Raw genomic sequence first — 17,516 nt, 5'->3', positions numbered from 1 at the left:
ACTACTCGAGATGGCGCATTAATTTTTATTGTCCTCTATCTGTGATGCAGCTTCAAGCTTAGCATCTCTCTTTGCTGCTTCTTTTGCTAATCGCTCTGCTTCTGCTTGTCGCTGATTGTAGATTAAATTACTTGGCATTTCGACAAGCATATCAATCCAACGTGAATCAGGAACGTCGCAGGGTTCGTAGTTTTCGTAGTAAATTGACTTACTTTCTTCATCAATTTGCTTAATGCGTTTGTTTTGGAAACGTTCATTTCTAAGCTGCCTATACGGCAGTGAACGTTATTGTTCCAACTGCGCTTTGTCATTTTTGTTTCTAAGCTGCCTATACGGCAGTGAACCTCTTAGCCAACGCATAATTTTCGTCATGTTTTTTCTAAACTGCCTATACGGCAGTGAACTTACACAAATCGGCTTTAGCGCTGACACTTTTTTTCTAAGCTGCCTATACGGCAGTGAACACCCTGGTCAATTATAAAGTGGGCTTCTAATTTTTCTAAGCTGCCTATACGGCAGTGAACGTTGGTTGTAATCGAGGGCTGGACGAATAAAATTTCTAAGCTGCCTATACGGCAGTGAACGAACTAGGTGTAGGCGTTCGTGACTTAGCTAATTTCTAAGCTGCCTATACGGCAGTGAACCTTGGCTTTCTTTAAATCGCCTTTCTCTAATTTTTCTAAGCTGCCTATACGGCAGTGAACAAGAATATAAACTTATAGCCATTGAATCTAATTTTCTAAGCTGCCTATACGGCAGTGAACAATTAGCTTACCAAACAAAATCCCTAAATAACAATTCGTTAGCCTATTTTTTAGAAAAATACCTTCTTTTTTATGACACTTAGTAACTTATTGTTTTATTGGCTAATTTTTTAAAGAGCAAAAACAAAGGGTAAAATAAAGAGTAAATCATCTTAAGAGAAATGCAATATAGGATAAGAGAAAAGAAAATAATTGTAGGGAAAAATAACGATACGGTAATTGCGCCAGCCTCAAATGAGTTGAGACTGGCACACGTCTTAGCGACCACCAAATAATGACATGCTATTTAAATCTTTAAAAATATCTTGCGATGCTTGGAACATAGCCATTTCTTTATAATAGTCTGTTGTGACTCCAGTCCAATTTGTATCCAACAACTCACTTATGCGCTGACTATTTTGAATACTTCTTGTATCTGCTAGAAAGTTTAACTGATCAATTTCTTGTAGTTGCAACCCCTGCTTCGACTCAATATTTGAGATTTTATCTAACGCTGATTTAACCGCTGTATTGGCGCTATCTAATGCTTTTTGAGCTGCCTCTTTTTCGCTTTGTGTTGCTTGGTCTTGAGGCGTTTTCAGCGCAGCAATGCCTTCATTTAACGCTTTGAAAACATTCACGACATTATTGCTATCCGTTGCAAACACTTGTGCGCCAGTAAAGTAAGTGGTCATTTCGCGATCGCTGGATACATTCTGCATAATCGCTTTATCGCCGCCTTTGTAAATCACATCGCCCGCAGCATTCACCTCAAATGGTGGCTTGTCAGATTTATAACCTGCAAAAATATAGCGACCATTACCATCTGTCGTATTGCCTAACGCTACCAGCTGATCTTTCAAACCGCTTAATTGCTCCGCAAGTGACATTCTGTCACTATCACTCAAGCTACCTTGGTTTGAAGCTTGAATAATTGTTGTATCAATCTGAGTGGTAACCTCTGTCATCTGGGTCAACACGCTCATCTGTAGCAGCATGCCTGTTTTGGCAAAACCTCGACTTGCCACATATTGCTGGTTGCGGTTTTCAGATTGATTAACACGCACCGCCTGCGATGAAGCTTGGGGGTCATCCGACGGCTTGCTGACACGCTTACCGGATGCCAGTTGGCTACCCGCATCCATCCAACGCGCTTGAGCATTATTCATATCTTGCAAGCGCTGGTGATAAATCATATTCGTACTTAAACGCATAATAGAATCCTTTTAAATGACTAGAATTTAGAACGCTCTCATTAGGGCATTAAAGAGGTCATCTACAGTTTTTAGCACTTGCGCATTCGCATTAAAAAACTGTTGGATTTTTTGCATTTGAATGCTTTCTTCGTTCATATTGACGCCCGAAACCGCTTGCTCTTGCTGATAGAAACTTTCTGTCATTTTGTTTTGTGTTTCAGAGTCAATCTGTGCTTGCTTGGTTTGGTTGCCCACATCATTGACGATAGTGGCGTAATAATCGGAAAACGTTGATGTGCCCCCAATTAATTTTTGGTCTTGAAGCTTAACCAGCTCTTTTAGGTTATCATTATCACCAGGTCCGCTCCCTTTCTCACCCGCCGCCGCAAAATTTGCCGCATCGCTTATCAAAGATTGCATGCCATTGATGACGCCATTAACTGGTTTGACTAAAAACGAATCACCACTTTGGGCATTGTTTTGGGTAATTTTCAGCTCGATACCATCAAACTTCAATGTATCTGGGGTTGAGCGATCAACGGTAACGGCAAAGCCTTCAGGTAGTCGAGTGACATTCCACTCTTTACCATCAAAACGCATCTCATAATTATTGCCAGTGACTTGAGAGACGTCGCTATAGTTAAAATCAAATTCTGCTTTACCGCGGTTAAAGGTATTACTGACTACATTACCTTTGCCGATTTCGAAAAAGTCCTTACCCGGATTACCATTGGCATCAAAGCCTTTCTTATGTACTTCGTTGAATTTACTTGCGAAGACCAAGGCCAATTTATTGAGTTTTTGGTATGCAGGATCAATGACCTCTTTGCGAGAGCGTAATACACCGCTGAGCTCACCACCACGAAACGCATCGTCTGCAATTTCGCGCACTTGACCATTAGCACCAACAAAACCAATACTAAAGCGGCTGTCATCCTGTGAGGAAGGAACGGCCTCAAGGCGATTCGCATTTTCTCCAGTCACCAACGGTAAACCATTTGCAAAAGTGACGTTGTAGTTTCCATTTTGCTCAATCACTTTTACGCCAATCAATGAGTTGATCTCACTGACTAGGCGATCACGTACGTCCAGCAAATCATTAGGCTCTGAGCCGCTCACAGAGCGCACCCGCGCTATCTGTTGGTTCAAACCAGCGATTTTCTCTGCGTAGGTATTGATGTCTTTCACCTTAGTTTCAATTTGGCGATTAACATCACGCTCCATTTCTTGTAATCGTCTATCTGCTTCCTTGAACTGCCCTACCAGTGCATTTGATTTACCTAAAAAAACATCGATTAATGTTTTATCACTCGCATCACTGCTTGCGGCATCGAGCGCTGTAAAAAAACTCCCAATATTGCTCGAAATATCTTCAATATCATTAGTGAGTAAGTCATCGACTTGGCTGCTGTTTTTCGCATAAGCTTCATACTCACCACTACGAGCGCGTGATTGACCATATTGCTGGTTAATAAACTCATCAAACTCACGGCGAACATGGCTAAAATAGGTGCCGTTACCAAAATAACCGTTAGGTGTCATTGTGCCGGGATTCTCCCCGAAAACAGCACTTTGGCGATGATAGTAACCCACACCTGCGTTAGCTAAGTTATTTGAAATCACACTTAACCCACCCTGTGCGGCATTCACACCACTAAGTGCATTATTCATTACATTGTTCAGCATAAGCTTTTCCTTTATCTGCTGCTTATCGCCATGGTTCATCGATAATAACCGTCGCAATATCAACCCGAACTTTTTATTTATATTTCAAATAATTCGAGGTGCAGTTAGGTAACAAATCACTGTATCCTTGCAGCACCAATAAGCATCATCAATCGTGCTGTCACTTGAAATATGACGAATATAGTTAGTTATCGGAAAGATGCCGCAAATGTTTAGTGTTTACGGCACCTTTCAAGATGAAAATTTAAAAAATATCACTCAGATCGACGGTATAGGCTTGAACCGCTCGTGACGCCGCTTTGTCTGCCGTCTGATAGCCACGAATTTGATTGATCAGCGTAATTAATTTATCGGCATAATTAGGGTCTGTCGCATAACCTGCTTGGTGTAAGCGACGTGCTGCTACCTCAGGGGATTGCGCGTGTTTAACATCACGATAGCGTGGGTTCTCAGTCAATAAATTAATGTAATCGGCTATCGCTTCTTCATATGAGCCATACACACGGAAATCGTCTCGCATTTTGATGCTTTTGCCATTAATCACTTCCGTTGTCATAATATTGGTTACTGGCCCTTGCCAACTTTTACCCGCTTTAATACCAAACAGGTTATGGCTAGTTTTGCCTTCCGCCGTTAAAATTTCTCGACGCCCCCAACCACTTTCTAATGCCGCCTGAGCAAGGACCAAAAGGTGCGATATACCACTTTTCTGGCTGGCAACTTTTGCAGGCTCTATTAGTCGACTAATAAAATTTTGACTATTTAAAGAGAGGGATTTGACCTTCTGCATGGATGACGATAGAGCATCTCCTAACGGAGCAAAACGACGGACAATCTGCGCCATTGCTTGATTAGGTAGAGAGTCTATCAATCGATCATCCATGTTAAAGGGCTTCACTGGTACGTCTTCTGAAGATGTATCACCTTGCATTTGAGTTAGCTGCTGATACATCATTTCACCAAAGCCTAACCCTTTTTGTGACAGGTCTTGCGCAATTTGCTGATCATACATACTGGTTAGCATACGCGTCTGATCGGAAGAAAAAAGACCATCTTGCGGTAGTGCATCACGCATGCTTTTTAACATCATTTGTACAAACGTCGCTTCTAATTGCTGGGTGACTTGACGCAACCCTTTATCTGGCGAATCAGTTAATTCACGCTTTAAATGGCTGAGCGACTGCAAATCAAATGCGGCACCTTGCATTAATTGCATATCATTCATCAGATGATCTCCAGCTTAGCGCGCAAGCATCCAGCGCTTTCCATGGCCTGTAAAATCGACATTAAGTCGGTTGGCGTCGCCCCTAAAGTATTAAGTGCTTGTATCACTTGATTAAGTTGTACGCTGGCATTGACTTTTTGTAATGCGCCGCCTTGCTCCCTCACCCCAATATTCGTATTACGGGTAACAACGGTTTGCCCGCCTGCAAAAGGCGTGTTCGGCTGACTGACCTGAGTTTGCCTCTCTACCATCACCGATAAACTGCCGTGTGCTACCGCACAGCTTTCTAATGTTACACTGCGATTGATCACAACTGAGCCTGTTCGCGAATTTAAGATCACTTTGGCTTCGGCAATTGGCGTACGTACATTCAATTCTTGAATTTGTGCAAGAAAACGCACCTGATCACTATTGTTCATTGGCACACGTAGCTGAACTGTGCGTGAATCTAATGGTGTTGCGGTGCCTGCACCACGTAATCGGTTAATTGCATCACTAATATCTTGCGCTAATGTGAAGCTATCATCGTTCAGTTGTAAGTTAATAATGCCATTTTGACCAAAGCTAGTAGGTAGCTCACGCTCAATGGTCGCCCCTCCAGTGATCCGCCCACCAGCTAATTGATTGACTTTAATACTACTTCCCCCCGCACTCGCGCCAGCTCCACCAACTAAAATGTTGCCTTGTGCCATGGCATAAACCTGCCCATCAACGCCTTTAAGTGGGGTCATTAGCAAAGTACCACCTCGTAAGCTTTTCGCATTCCCCATCGAGGAGACCACCACATCCACGGCTTGTCCTGAGCGAGCAAAAGGCGGTAATTTCGCGGTAACCATCACGGCTGCCACGTTTTTCAACTGCATGTTAGTGCCAGGTGGCACGGTGATCCCCATTTGAGATAACATATTGCTCAAGCTTTGAGTGGTAAAGGGTGTTTGCATGGTTTGGTCACCGGTGCCATCCAGCCCTACTACCAATCCATAACCAATTAACGCGTTGTCACGTACACCCTGCACTGTTGTCAAATCCTTGATACGTTCGCTATATGCTGATGTAGCAAATAGACAAAGCAGCGTTAGCAGAAGAGTCACTAATTTATTCATTCGATTATCTCTATGGGTTTACAGCTCAATTTCTACCTAAATTAATAAGGCGAAACGTTTAAGAAAAAGCGTTGCAACCAGCCCATGGTTTGCGATTCATTAATATAACCATCACCAACATATTCAATACGCGCATCCGCCACTTGTGTGGAGCTGACATTGTTATCTGCGCCTATTGTGCGAGGGTTTACCACGCCCGAAAAACGAATCGACTCCGTTCCTTGATTAATCGCTATCCGTTTTTCGCCCACTACATGCAAGTTACCGTTAGCTAAGAGTTGATCGACCGTGACGGTTATGGTGCCTCTAAAGGTATTGTTGGCATTGGCTCCGCCTTTCCCTGAAAAATCACTACTGCCTTTCACATCCAGCTCTGTATTACTGCCGCCCAGCCAACCTTGCATAAAACCAGGCAAGATTGCGGCTAAGAACCCCGTTTTACCGCTGCGATTTGCATTCGCGGATGAGTTCTTACTGGCGCTCACATTCTCTTGCAAATTAATGGTTAAAATATCGCCTACATTGCGAGGTCGCCTATCTTCAAACAGTGGTTGGTAGCCGTAATAGGCGGGCTGAGCACTTTGAAAAATAGCGCCATTGGGTGCGGGGGCTGTGGGTGCTGTCGGTAACGCACTTGTTTGAGTATCCACCAGAGGACGAGGTTTGACATAAGCACAACCACTTGTGGCTAATACCAAAGCAATCACCAAAACCTTACTCGGTGAAAAGAATGAATCGCCCTTAATTTCAGGGGTAAAACCGTTTTTCGTCATCATGGTACTCTTTTGCTGCTGTGTCTGTTTTATCATCACATCAAATGCCTAGTTATCACCAAATGACAACTTACCTTCTCGAGCAAATTGTCATTTGGGATCAGGCCGCGCGTTATGCCATCAAATTACAGTTGCGTTAAGCGTTGTAGCATCTGGTCGGAAGCTGAAACCGCTTTACTGTTAATTTCATAGGCGCGTTGGGTTTGGATCATATTCACCAATTCCTCAGCCACATTGACGTTCGAGGTTTCAAGCATATGCTGATACAGCAAACCAGCACCATTCGTGCCCGGCGCGCTTTCATTTGGCGCTCCTGAGCTAGCGGTTTCCATGTACAGGTTCTCACCCATACTTTCCAAGCCCGCATCATTAATAAATGTTGTTAGCGTAATTTGCCCAATTTGCTGTGGTTGGTTATCCCCATAGACCGTGATTGAGACCGTACCATCACGTGCGATGGTGAGGCTATTGGCATTATCAGGGATGGTGATGGCAGGTACGATTTGGTAACCACTCGAAGTGACTAGCTGACCATCTTGGTTTGGCTGCAAAGCACCGTCGCGTGTATATGCATCCGTACCATCGGGCAACTGCACATGTAGGAAACCTTGTCCTTTGATAGCAATGTCGGTGGTGTTTCCGGTTTTATTCAACGCACCTTGGCTATGAATACGCATTGTCGCCACAGGGCGTGACCCTGTACCCAGTTGTAAACCTGATGGTAAAGAGGTCTGCTCAGAGCTCATTGCCCCCGGTTGACGAATATTTTGATACAGTAAATCTTCAAATACTGCACGTTGACGTTTGAAACCATTTGTACTGACGTTTGCCAAGTTGTTGGAAATAACATCAAGGTTGGTTTGTTGGGTATCAAGCCCAGTTTTAGCAATCCATAATGAACGGATCATCGTTATTCCTTACTGAAAATTAGCTAACGGCAAGCAGTTGGTTGGCTTTTTGTGCATTTTCATCGGCACTACGAACCACTTTCATCTGCATTTCAAAATACCTAGCGTTGGCAATCATCGACACCATCGCTTCTGCGGCATTGACATTGCTGCCTTCAATCACCCCAGATGTCACGGAAGCTCGCTCACTTTGTGCAAGCCCATTACCATTCGCCGCCGCGGCTTGTGGTGATAGATGAAATAAGCCATCTTCACCGCGAATTAAATCTTGCGGCTGAGCTTCAACCACTTTTAAGCGCCCTATCTGCCCTAACATTGTTGGCGGGTCGGTCGCCAATAAGGCCGTCACTGTGCCATCTTCACCGATGGTCAGTTCCGCATTCGGCGGCACATTGATCGGGCCACCATCTCCTTGTAGACGGCGCTCACCAATCACCAATTCACCGTCAGGTGAAATTTGAATGTTACCGTTACGGGTATAAGCTTCACTACCATCTGCAAGTTCAACGGCTAGAAAGTGTTTGTCGTTTAATGCCACATCCATTGGCCTACCCGTATAGTTGAGCGGCCCTTGGCTCATATCCGCTCCGGGCGTTGAAGCAACCACCAACGTTCGTGTTTGCTGGCTATCTCCATGAATAGGAACAGCCCGCATCGCCGCTAATTGCGCTTTAAAACCCGATGTGGAAACATTCGCAATGTTATTAGAAACAATCGCTTGGTTTTCAAGCGCATGTCGTGCGCCTCCCATTGCGGTATAAATGACATGATCCATAGCCACCCTCTACACTTAGCGTAAGTTAACCATCGTTTGCAGCATCTGATCTTGGGTTTTGATCGTCTGTGCGTTCGATTGGTAGTTACGTTGCATCACAATCATGTTGATCAGCTCTTGGCTCATATCTACGTTGGAAGATTCCAGCGCACCGCTCGTTAGCTTACCGAATTGACCGACGCCCGGTACGCCATCCATCGGGTTACCAGAGGCATTAGACGGTGCCCAAACGTTACCACCTTGTGATACTAAGCCATTCGGGTTAGCGAATGCTGAAAGTGCCACTTGCCCAACAACACGTTTTTGTTGGTTTGAGTAATTCGCCACGATCAAGCCGTTATCTTCGACTTTGAAATTGGTGTACTCACCTGCCGGATAACCGTTAACATCAATCGCACTCACCGATGATTCGCTGACTTTTTGCTGGCGTGTTTTATTTAGGTCAATCTGCAACGTACCGTTATTGGCACCATTTAGACCTTGATAATCAAACGCAAAAACGGCATTAGTTGGGCTATTTAGGCGGCCATTTCCATCAAACTCCATATCTCCTAATTTCTTAGCCACTTTATCGCCAGCATCTTTTGCATAAGCCGTCCATTTGTTATCGTCTGTTTTGACAAAGTAAACGGAGATTTCATGGGTATTACCTTGGCTATCAAATGCGGTCATGGTGGTACTGAAGTTATAGCTGCCAGTATCATCTGGGTTATTGATATCAAAAGGTTTGGATTTAACTTTGTCTTCAGAATTCAGGTTGATAGTCAGTTTTGCCAAATCAGAGGCTTGAGCATCCATCATATCTGTTGGGATATTTAGCCCTTGAGGAACACCACCACTTTGAACGACCACATTACCATTCTCATCCAAACCAGCCGGATAACCTGTCACCGTCATTCCTTGGTTGTTGACGAGGTTGCCGCTTTTATCGCGAATAAATTGCCCATCACGGCTATAAAAAATATCACCGTTTTGGTCTTGCACACGGAAAAAACCATTTCCTGAAATGGCCACATCCGTCGGTCTGTCAGTACGAGTGATTGGGCCATCTTTAAAGTTTTGGGTTACCGCGGCAACGTTAACCCCCAGACCTACACCTGAACCGGCAAACATATCGGCAAAAGAGGTGGTTGCACCTTTAAAACCATTAGTTGCGGAGTTGGCAATATTATTACCAATCGAATCAAGCCCCGCTGAGGCAGCATTTAAGCCACTAACTGCTTGTGAAAAAGACATGTTTTCTCCATGACGGTTGGGGAAATAAAATTAAGATGATGGATAGACTTTAAAAATGCTGCTAAGCGGCACACTTTGTCCTATACCAACATCCAATAAAGGAGCATCTGTACCCGGCGTGACACCATTAACTCGGGTATATCCCAATTTGGTGACTTCAATTTCTGCGCCGTTACTGACAGCCCTTACATCAAAGAAGTATTTGCTGTTCGTATCAGCAACGAGTTTTCCATTGTCATCGCGCCCATCCCACGACATGTCATAAATGTCAGGTTTCACTTCTGTGTCGTAAGAGATGGTACGAATAATGGCTCTATTTTTATCGCGTATCGTGATCTCAACGCTGTCAGCCATTTTGGGAAGGAAGAAACCAAACGGCGATGAAATATAATCCCCTTGGGATACATCATCATCTCCGCCATTGTCATTGGCTGCGGACAACGCACGGCTAGTTTCATCATCAGGTAATGGATTTGTTGGTTTAGAAATAGCCGTATTATCACTGTCATTTTGCGTTTTTAATGGCGCAAGAACGATTTCATTACGCGGTATCAAAACCCCTTTTCCGACCAATTGAGTCGCTTGCAATGATTGACCAGAACCAATTTGGCTTGAAATTCCGCTGACTTTATCACTCAGCTTATTCATACTTTCAAGGGTCGCGATTTGTGCAAGTTGGCTGGTCAACTCTGCGTTTTCCATCGGCTTAGTGGGGTCTTGATTTTGCATCTGCGTTACAATCATTTTTAAAAACGTGTCACGCATATCATCCGTTTGACTCTTATTTTTATTTGGAATATTACTTTTCAGCGGCTCTGGGCCTGCTGTGGTGTTATCCAAAGAGTCATACATGGTGGCTGCTATGCCCATTTAGCTTCCTCGTTACTGGCCTATGGTTAAGGTTTTCTGAAGCAGCGTTTTAGCTGTATTCATCACTTCTAAGTTTGCTTGGTAGCTACGCGATGCCGAAATGGTATTGATCATTTCACCGACCATATCGACGTTAGGCATACGCACGTACCCCTTCTCATCCGCCAATGGGTGACCGGGTTTGTATTCCATACGTGGTGGCGTGGGATCTTCAATCAACTGGCTCACACGAACACCGCCAACGCCATTACGGCCTTGGGGCGTCATTTGGAAAACTACCTGTTTAGCACGAAACGGTTCGCCATCAGGGCCTACAACACTTTCCGCGTTCGCCATATTGCTAGCGCTCACGTTAAGACGCTGTGATTGCGCGGTCAGTGCAGATGCTGAAATATCAAAAATACTGAGTAACGCCATTTTTATTACCCCTGCTGTAACACGGCCAACATACTTTTGACGCGGCTATTAATAAAAGTGAGATCTGCTTGGTACTTCAATGTGTTATCTGCGAATTGACTGCGCTCTATATCCATATCGACGGTATTACCGTCCATTGAGGTTTGATATGGAACACGATATTTAAGATCCAATTCGGGCTGTTTCATGTTTCGACCTTCGATATGGCCTTTTGATGTCACCGCCAAAGCAACGCCTTTACCTTTTACAACGCCATTTTTCATGGCTTGCTGTAACTGGCGGCTAAAATCAATATCACGCGCCTGATACCCCGGTGTATCCGCATTAGCAATATTTGCAGCCAAAATAGTTTGCCTTGCCTCGCGTATTGATAACGCCTGTTGCTGAAAAGCAAATGTGGCATTTAATTTATCAATCATGTTCAACCCCAATAAATTTTGCTTATCTCTCTCTTATCGTTATCACGATAAAATAAGCACCAATGCGTCACGCCATTCGCTAACTGTAATTTTCAAAGAATAGCAATGCAGAAAACGCTGAAATTTAAAATTCGACGCGCTTATATTAGCCGTATAACAAAAAATCTAATGGCAAGATAAAGGCAAAATTATTGACCTATTTGGCCCATTCATTATTGATGAGATGCGTAAACTGCGAGCAATTAGAAAAGTATCTTTTGATGAGGAGGCAACTCAATGAATGGTTTTCATACAACGCTATTTGGCTCGTTAATTTTACTAACGACAACAGCGCAAGCCTCTTTACCGCAAGACATTAATAACTATTTTCGTAAAATACACACCAAGCCGAATCAAGTCTCTATTGAGATAAAAACACCTATAGAACGTTGGCCTAGTTGTGAAAAGCCCCAAATTCTTCCTCCTGTCGGTAGTCGTAATATGGGAAATGTTTCATTACCGGTGCAATGCGGTAAGAAAAAACAGTTTATTCAGTTAACTGTTAATGTCACCGGACAGTATTATGTGGCAACACGTAATATCGCTCGTGGGGAAAAAATTGAATTTGTCGATATTGGCACCCAAAAGGGGTTACTCCATAAGCTACCTACAGGGGCTGCCACCGATAAAGTGGCAATACGCGGCAGCATCGCATTGCGTGATATCAATGCAGGTCAAACATTGACACAATCTATGATGCGTCGACCTTGGGCCGTTAAAGCAGGACAAAACGTTTATGTCTTTGCAAATGGCCATAATTTTTCGGTTAAATATGAAGGACGAGCCATCAACAATGCCGCCACCGGGGAAAACACGCGTGTTCGATTAATCAACGGTCAGGTTGTTAATGGAGAAGCCTTAGAAAATGGCAGTGTGCGGGTAGCGCTAAAGTAGCGAATTTTGATTGAGACTCAATAAGATAATCGATATTATGCGCCTACTCATATCAAAGGGTATCATTATCATTCTCAAGTATTAGAATAGTCTTAAAGATAAGCATTAGATTAAAGAATTGGTAATTAACGCCGATATTCCATTTATAAAAATACTGGAACAGGAAAAACACTATGGCTATCGAGCAAACATCTGCAATTTCAGCGCTAACGCAAGTGACAAACCGTGACCCACAGGATCCCACGGCGCCCCTTCGTGAGAAAAAAGTATCAGCGACTGAATCCGTTAAAGAAAGTACTTTTTCACCAAGTGAACTAAAAAAGAAGTTATTGCAACCTCAAGCCAGTGATATCAACAGTGAAAAAGTTGAACGAATTAAACAGGCCATTAAAGATGGTACATTGCAAATGAATACCGAGAAAGTTGCCGACGGTATTTTACGTGATGCCCATGAATTCATGCTATCAATGAAGTAAGACAATGAATATGAATGATGATTTGTTGACGTTGCTAGAACAACAGCTCACTCATTTACAATCACTGCAAATAGTGATGAAAAATGAGGAGTTACTGTTAGGCTACCATCGTGTTCCCCCATCACCGTTTCAAGAAGCCACCGAGCAAAAGCGTTATTTGGTTGCCGCTATTGGACATGGTGAAACACATCGTCTACGCCTTGAGCAAGAAATGGGAATTGTGGCGCCCTACGATGAAAACCCTGCGCTTCATAGCCTGTGGGGTGAAATCAAAGCGCTGACAACAACATTAAAAGAGTTAAATTACCGTAACCACCAAATGTTGCAGTTACATATTGAACTGAATAACCAGCGTCTTGCTTTTGTCAAAAAACATAATAACCAATCCACTTATGGTGCAGACGGTTTAGAAGAAAAGCGTCCAGTATTAGGTAAGAAAATTTCTATTTAGGCGACGGTGATAAACAAGATCACCGTTCTGTTCGGTAACGTGCAGTCATGCGCTTGTAAGCCATATTGAATATACTCTTTATCTTCTCTTGTTTTTCGACTAAATAAATCACGCCATTTTTATGTCTATAAAAGAAAAGTGGTCACCTATATCCACTATCGCATTAAGTGAACATAGGTGACCGTTATACGAAATGATTAGCTAGCGCTATCCAATATCAGCCTGCCTTTTGTAACCTTAATGAAGTGCTAGCGTAGTTTTATTACCAAGGCAATTTAGCACTCAAACAAGATGAGGCTCTGATTTTTATTCCTGTCATTTTAAGCCCAAAAGCGCAATAACCACAGAAAAGTGTGAATTAAGCGTTTCATGCTTCCACTACGCTATTAAATCGCCCAAAACGTTAAGTTAAAAAAGATAACCCGCTCTCTTATGCCATCAAAGCAGTTGTATAACGACTGCTTTGATATCCGTATCAGGAATGCGTTGACACTTTGCTTGTGCATGATAAAAAGCGCTTCTTGCGACATCGCCCATAAGGTGAGACTTTAACTGTTACTTCTGCAATTTTATGCAAAATAACGTAATAACCACAAAAAAGTGTGAATTAAGCGTTTCATGCCTCCACTATGCTATTAAATCGCCCAAAACGTTAAGTTAAAAAAGATAACCCGCTCTCTTATGCATCAAAGCAGTTGTATAACAACTGCTTTGATATCCGTATCAGGAATGCGTTGACGCTTTGCTTGTGCATGATAAAAAGCGCTTCTTACGGCAAAAGCGATAAAACCTCATTCCTATACTCAGCAACTTAGTTACCACTGATCATCGATGTCATGCGAATTTTCCGGCGATCGTTTAGCTCAAGATTCGACATTACCACCAGTTCAGGTAAGCTTCTGCGTAAAAAGCGAGATAAGATCAAACGTAGTCCATGATTGACCAATAATACCGTCGGTGCGCCCATCGCCTCTTGGTGCTTCACGGCCTCTTCGGCTTGCGTCTGAATAAATTGCGCAAGGTTTGGCTCTAAGCCACCACCATTTTTGGCCGCTTGTAATAAAATCTGCTCAAGCCCCGCATCTAGACCAATGACTTGTATTTCATCCGCATTGCCGAACCATTGCTGAGTGATTGCCCGCCCTAATGCGATACGTACCTGTGATGTTAGATAATCCGTATCTTTTTGCTCACCATTTTCACCCGCCATTTCTGCAAGTGTTTCGATGATTGTGCGCATATCACGGATCACAACATCTTCCATTAATAGATTCTGTAATACCCGATGCAATGTGGTCAAAGAAATGGTATCCGGTATTAAATCATCAGCCAGCTTCGGCATCTCTTTCTTCACTCGGTCATAAAGCATTTGTGCTTCTTGGCGACCAAACAATGTGCTCGAGTTTTGTAGCAAGATCTGATTAAAGTGCGTAGCAACGGCAGTGCTTGCTGAAACCACGGTATACCCTTGGATTTGCGCTTGTTCACGCAAATCATCATCAATCCAAACGGCAGGTAGGCCAAAGGCAGGCTCTTTGGTTGCATCTCCGGGTAGCGTACCTGCGGCATTACCTGGGTCAATCGCCAAGCTTCTTCCTGGTTGCGCTTCACCATGTCCGACAACCGCACCTTTAATAAGGATACGATATTCACAAGGCGCTAACTCTAAGTTGTCACAAATATGCACTACAGGTGGCAAGTAACCTACCTCTTGCGCAAATTTCTTGCGTAAGCCACGAATTCGTCCAAGTAATTCACCTTGTTGGTCATTATCTACCAGTGGAATTAAGCGATAGCCCACCTCCATGGCAAGTAAATCTTCAAGCTGAACATCATCCCAAGTGGCTTCAACGACCTTATTTGCCTCTTGGAACTGTTTCATTTGCCCATCATCTGTCTGACTTTCTGGCTGTTTAGCTTTGCGAACCAAATACCAGCCTAGCCCTGCTAATGCGGCAGTAAACAGTAAAAATACAAAGTTTGGCATACCTGGGATTAAACCGATTAACCCCAACACACCGGCACTTAGCCACATCACCCGTGGGTTATTAAATAGCTGAGTGACCATCTGCTCACCGACATCTTCATCGGTTGCGACTCTGGTCACAATCACCCCTGCCGCCGTTGAGATAATCAAAGCTGGGATCTGAGCGACTAAGCCATCACCAATCGTTAGCAAAGTATATGCACTCGTGGCATCGCCCAATGTCATATTATGTTGACCAACACCAATAATTAGCCCACCGACAACGTTGATCACCATAATCATGATCCCCGCGATGGCATCCCCACGCACAAATTTACTTGCACCATCCATTGAGCCATAAAAATCAGCTTCTTGGGTCACTTCAGCACGGCGCTTTTTGGCTTCATCATCATTGATAATGCCAGCATTTAAGTCCGCATCAATTGCCATCTGTTTACCTGGCATACCATCAAGGACAAAGCGTGCGCCTACTTCGGCAATACGCCCCGCACCTTTGGTGATCACCATAAAGTTAATTAACACTAAAATGATGAAAACCACTATCCCTATGGCAAAGTTTCCCCCCACCAAAAAGTGACCAAAGGCTTCAACAACACGCCCAGCCGCATCAGGCCCAGTATGCCCCTCCAGCAGAATAATGCGCGTTGACGCAATATTTAGTGATAGACGTAATAGTGTGGCAAACAGCAAAATGGTTGGGAAGGCTGCAAAATCAAGGGTACGCTTAGTGAACATTGCCACTAATAGCACCATGATCGATAAAGCGATATTAAAGGTAAACAGTAAATCTAAGATAAAAGCCGGTAATGGCAGTACCATCATCGACAAGATCAGTAAGATGAGAACAGGCCCAGCAAGAATTTGCCATTGCGTTCCCTGTAAGTTTTTAGGCAATTTTAATAATGCAGCCAAATTAGCCATCGCGATTGTTTTCTCCAGCAAAATCCAGCGCCGGTGGCACTGGTAAATTTTTCGGTTTTCTTGGTTTTAATCCACCCTCACGCCGCCAGCGACGTAGCTGGTAAACCCATGCTAAAACTTCTGCCACCGCAGCATATAGCGCTACAGGAATGCTTTGCCCGATTTCGGCATGGCGATACAGTGCACGCGCTAATGGGGGAGCTTCTAATTGTAAAATTCGATGTTCTTGGCCAATTTCTTTAATGCGTTGAGCTATCACGCCTGCGCCTTTAGCGAGCACTTTCGGTGCTCCCATACGTTTATCATCATATTTCAGTGCAACCGCATAATGAGTTGGGTTCGTCACTATCACATCCGCTTGAGGTACATCAGCCATCATACGATTCCGCGCAATTGCACGCTGCTGTTGGCGGATTTTGGCTTTTATCTGAGGGTCACCTTCTTGTTGTTTAAACTCATCTTTAATTTCTTGGCGACTCATGCGTAATTTCTTCAAATGTGAACGAAATTGATAAAAAACATCAAATGCCACCATTGGGATCAGCAAAAATACGATTAGGTATCCAGCAAAAATCACTTTATGCATTGCATTCCCTAAAGCGGTTACGGGAGATTCAGTCACAAGATGCAAAAGTGATGACCAGTTTTGCCAGAGAAAAATAGCTGCCCCTAGCCCGACAAAGAGCGATTTCAAAATGGCTTTAAATAATTCAGAAAGCGCATTCATCGAAAAAATTCGTTTTAATCCACTGATAGGATTAAGTTTTTTCAAATCAAATTTAATTAATTTGCTATTAAATAATAACCCTCCAACCAGCGACGATGCAGAGATCCCAACTAACGCCAATCCACCAATAACAGGTAATAAAGCAAATAATGCTTCGCCCACCATGCGCCCAAAGTAGCTCACCATTAACAAGGTGTTTTGTATGTAATGCCCATCGAAAATAAAACCTTGACGAAAAATTTGCCGTAGTTCATCAGCAAGATGCCCACCACTGAGCCACAGGAGACTGACCCCTGCTAACATCATCATGAGTGAACTGAGTTCTTTTGAGCGAACTATCTGCCCATCATCTTTCGCCTTCTGTTTTTTATGGGGCGTGGGTTCTTCTGTTTTTTCTACATCACTTTCGTCGGACACGCCGTTTCCTTGCTCGTCAGCAGATTAGAAGTTTGTGCTATAGCATGACAGAGTGTAAAAAAATCAATGCAAGAAAATAGACGAAGTTCACAAGGGTTATTTGCCAATTGAGTAAGATGACATCCGTTTTGCGAACCGTTACGTAACGCCTAGTAATAACACCACGCCGAGGTGGCGGTAGGGGAAAAGATAGGCTATTTTTCCCTGAGAATGAGTCAGAAATAAATACACTAAATCCTATTTTGTTAGGTAA

Annotated in this window: 17 protein-coding genes and 1 CRISPR repeat array; of the genes, 3 read left to right on the top strand and 14 right to left on the bottom strand. The window is 43.5% G+C overall.

Features of this window, described 5'->3' with window-relative positions; translation table 11 throughout:
* Positions 1–18: 18 nt before the first annotated feature.
* The 12 genes from PR699_RS00265 to flgB form a co-directional block, all read right to left on the bottom strand.
* A complete protein-coding gene (locus PR699_RS00265) occupies positions 19–150 on the bottom strand; it encodes a hypothetical protein (RefSeq protein WP_256719919.1) in 132 nt (43 codons plus the stop codon).
* 106 nt (positions 151–256) lie between these two features.
* Positions 257–764: a CRISPR direct-repeat array (repeat unit 28 nt; unit sequence TTTCTAAGCTGCCTATACGGCAGTGAAC).
* 257 nt (positions 765–1,021) lie between these two features.
* Positions 1,022–1,957: a flagellar hook-associated protein FlgL gene (gene flgL / locus PR699_RS00260; protein WP_014658063.1), complete on the bottom strand. Its 936-nt coding sequence runs from the start codon at positions 1,955–1,957 to the stop codon at positions 1,022–1,024.
* Positions 1,958–1,984: 27 nt separating this feature from the next.
* On the bottom strand, positions 1,985–3,625 hold the full coding sequence (gene flgK / locus PR699_RS00255) for a flagellar hook-associated protein FlgK (protein WP_014658062.1): 1,641 nt from the start codon (positions 3,623–3,625) through the stop codon (positions 1,985–1,987).
* A gap of 244 nt (positions 3,626–3,869) precedes the next feature.
* The gene (gene flgJ, locus PR699_RS00250; protein ID WP_004918619.1) at positions 3,870–4,850 is read right to left on the bottom strand and encodes a flagellar assembly peptidoglycan hydrolase FlgJ; all 981 of its coding nucleotides are present in this window, start codon (positions 4,848–4,850) and stop codon (positions 3,870–3,872) included.
* A complete protein-coding gene (locus tag PR699_RS00245; protein ID WP_014658061.1) occupies positions 4,850–5,953 on the bottom strand; it encodes a flagellar basal body P-ring protein FlgI in 1,104 nt (367 codons plus the stop codon). Before PR699_RS00245 ends, flgJ begins: the two co-directional genes overlap by 1 nt.
* A gap of 41 nt (positions 5,954–5,994) precedes the next feature.
* Positions 5,995–6,762, bottom strand: coding sequence for a flagellar basal body L-ring protein FlgH (locus PR699_RS00240; protein ID WP_004918615.1), 768 nt, complete (start codon positions 6,760–6,762; stop codon positions 5,995–5,997).
* 89 nt (positions 6,763–6,851) lie between these two features.
* The gene (gene flgG, locus PR699_RS00235) at positions 6,852–7,634 is read right to left on the bottom strand and encodes a flagellar basal-body rod protein FlgG (RefSeq protein WP_004918612.1); all 783 of its coding nucleotides are present in this window, start codon (positions 7,632–7,634) and stop codon (positions 6,852–6,854) included.
* Between the two features lie 19 nt (positions 7,635–7,653).
* The gene (locus PR699_RS00230; RefSeq protein ID WP_014658059.1) at positions 7,654–8,409 is read right to left on the bottom strand and encodes a flagellar basal body rod protein FlgF; all 756 of its coding nucleotides are present in this window, start codon (positions 8,407–8,409) and stop codon (positions 7,654–7,656) included.
* Positions 8,410–8,424: 15 nt separating this feature from the next.
* Entirely contained in the window at positions 8,425–9,645 is a 1,221-nt protein-coding gene (gene flgE, locus PR699_RS00225; RefSeq protein ID WP_004918608.1) for a flagellar hook protein FlgE, read from the bottom strand.
* Positions 9,646–9,675: 30 nt separating this feature from the next.
* Positions 9,676–10,515 carry a flagellar hook assembly protein FlgD gene (locus PR699_RS00220; protein WP_014658058.1) on the bottom strand — a complete coding sequence of 280 codons (840 nt, stop codon included), beginning with the start codon at positions 10,513–10,515 and terminating at the stop codon, positions 9,676–9,678.
* A gap of 12 nt (positions 10,516–10,527) precedes the next feature.
* Positions 10,528–10,932, bottom strand: coding sequence for a flagellar basal body rod protein FlgC (gene flgC / locus PR699_RS00215; RefSeq protein WP_004918605.1), 405 nt, complete (start codon positions 10,930–10,932; stop codon positions 10,528–10,530).
* 5 nt (positions 10,933–10,937) lie between these two features.
* Positions 10,938–11,351, bottom strand: a complete 414-nt coding sequence (flgB, locus tag PR699_RS00210) for a flagellar basal body rod protein FlgB (RefSeq protein ID WP_004918603.1) — start codon at positions 11,349–11,351, stop codon at positions 10,938–10,940.
* A gap of 276 nt (positions 11,352–11,627) precedes the next feature.
* On the opposite strand from flgB, the gene flgA reads away from it, so the two are divergent.
* The 3 genes from flgA (at position 11,628) to PR699_RS00195 (ending at position 13,211) form a co-directional block, all read left to right on the top strand.
* Positions 11,628–12,284, top strand: a complete 657-nt coding sequence (flgA, locus tag PR699_RS00205) for a flagellar basal body P-ring formation chaperone FlgA (RefSeq protein ID WP_004918600.1) — start codon at positions 11,628–11,630, stop codon at positions 12,282–12,284.
* A 173-nt stretch (positions 12,285–12,457) separates the two neighbouring features.
* Positions 12,458–12,760, top strand: coding sequence for a flagellar biosynthesis anti-sigma factor FlgM (gene flgM / locus PR699_RS00200; protein WP_004918599.1), 303 nt, complete (start codon positions 12,458–12,460; stop codon positions 12,758–12,760).
* Positions 12,761–12,770: 10 nt separating this feature from the next.
* The gene (locus tag PR699_RS00195; RefSeq protein ID WP_169342339.1) at positions 12,771–13,211 is read left to right on the top strand and encodes a flagella synthesis protein FlgN; all 441 of its coding nucleotides are present in this window, start codon (positions 12,771–12,773) and stop codon (positions 13,209–13,211) included.
* 811 nt (positions 13,212–14,022) lie between these two features.
* On the opposite strand, the gene flhA is transcribed toward PR699_RS00195, so the two are convergent.
* A complete protein-coding gene (gene flhA, locus PR699_RS00190; RefSeq protein WP_014658057.1) occupies positions 14,023–16,119 on the bottom strand; it encodes a flagellar biosynthesis protein FlhA in 2,097 nt (698 codons plus the stop codon).
* The gene (gene flhB, locus PR699_RS00185) at positions 16,112–17,263 is read right to left on the bottom strand and encodes a flagellar biosynthesis protein FlhB (RefSeq protein WP_004918591.1); all 1,152 of its coding nucleotides are present in this window, start codon (positions 17,261–17,263) and stop codon (positions 16,112–16,114) included. Before flhB ends, flhA begins: the two co-directional genes overlap by 8 nt.
* Positions 17,264–17,516: the final 253 nt, after the last annotated feature.

The organism is Providencia sp. PROV268 (assembly GCF_028477805.1).
GTDB lineage: Bacteria > Pseudomonadota > Gammaproteobacteria > Enterobacterales > Enterobacteriaceae > Providencia > Providencia stuartii.
This window is presented reverse-complemented; position numbering and strand designations above follow the sequence as displayed.

Coding starts and splice junctions, on each gene's coding strand:
- PR699_RS00265 (WP_256719919.1), bottom strand. CDS start 150: ATGCTTGTCGAAATGCCAAGTAATTTAATCTACAATCAGCGACAAGCA.
- flgL (WP_014658063.1), bottom strand. CDS start 1,957: ATGCGTTTAAGTACGAATATGATTTATCACCAGCGCTTGCAAGATATG.
- flgK (WP_014658062.1), bottom strand. CDS start 3,625: ATGCTGAACAATGTAATGAATAATGCACTTAGTGGTGTGAATGCCGCA.
- flgJ (WP_004918619.1), bottom strand. CDS start 4,850: ATGAATGATATGCAATTAATGCAAGGTGCCGCATTTGATTTGCAGTCG.
- PR699_RS00245 (WP_014658061.1), bottom strand. CDS start 5,953: ATGAATAAATTAGTGACTCTTCTGCTAACGCTGCTTTGTCTATTTGCT.
- PR699_RS00240 (WP_004918615.1), bottom strand. CDS start 6,762: ATGATAAAACAGACACAGCAGCAAAAGAGTACCATGATGACGAAAAAC.
- flgG (WP_004918612.1), bottom strand. CDS start 7,634: ATGATCCGTTCATTATGGATTGCTAAAACTGGGCTTGATACCCAACAA.
- PR699_RS00230 (WP_014658059.1), bottom strand. CDS start 8,409: ATGGATCATGTCATTTATACCGCAATGGGAGGCGCACGACATGCGCTT.
- flgE (WP_004918608.1), bottom strand. CDS start 9,645: ATGTCTTTTTCACAAGCAGTTAGTGGCTTAAATGCTGCCTCAGCGGGG.
- PR699_RS00220 (WP_014658058.1), bottom strand. CDS start 10,515: ATGGGCATAGCAGCCACCATGTATGACTCTTTGGATAACACCACAGCA.
- flgC (WP_004918605.1), bottom strand. CDS start 10,932: ATGGCGTTACTCAGTATTTTTGATATTTCAGCATCTGCACTGACCGCG.
- flgB (WP_004918603.1), bottom strand. CDS start 11,351: ATGATTGATAAATTAAATGCCACATTTGCTTTTCAGCAACAGGCGTTA.
- flgA (WP_004918600.1), top strand. CDS start 11,628: ATGAATGGTTTTCATACAACGCTATTTGGCTCGTTAATTTTACTAACG.
- flgM (WP_004918599.1), top strand. CDS start 12,458: ATGGCTATCGAGCAAACATCTGCAATTTCAGCGCTAACGCAAGTGACA.
- PR699_RS00195 (WP_169342339.1), top strand. CDS start 12,771: ATGAATGATGATTTGTTGACGTTGCTAGAACAACAGCTCACTCATTTA.
- flhA (WP_014658057.1), bottom strand. CDS start 16,119: ATGGCTAATTTGGCTGCATTATTAAAATTGCCTAAAAACTTACAGGGA.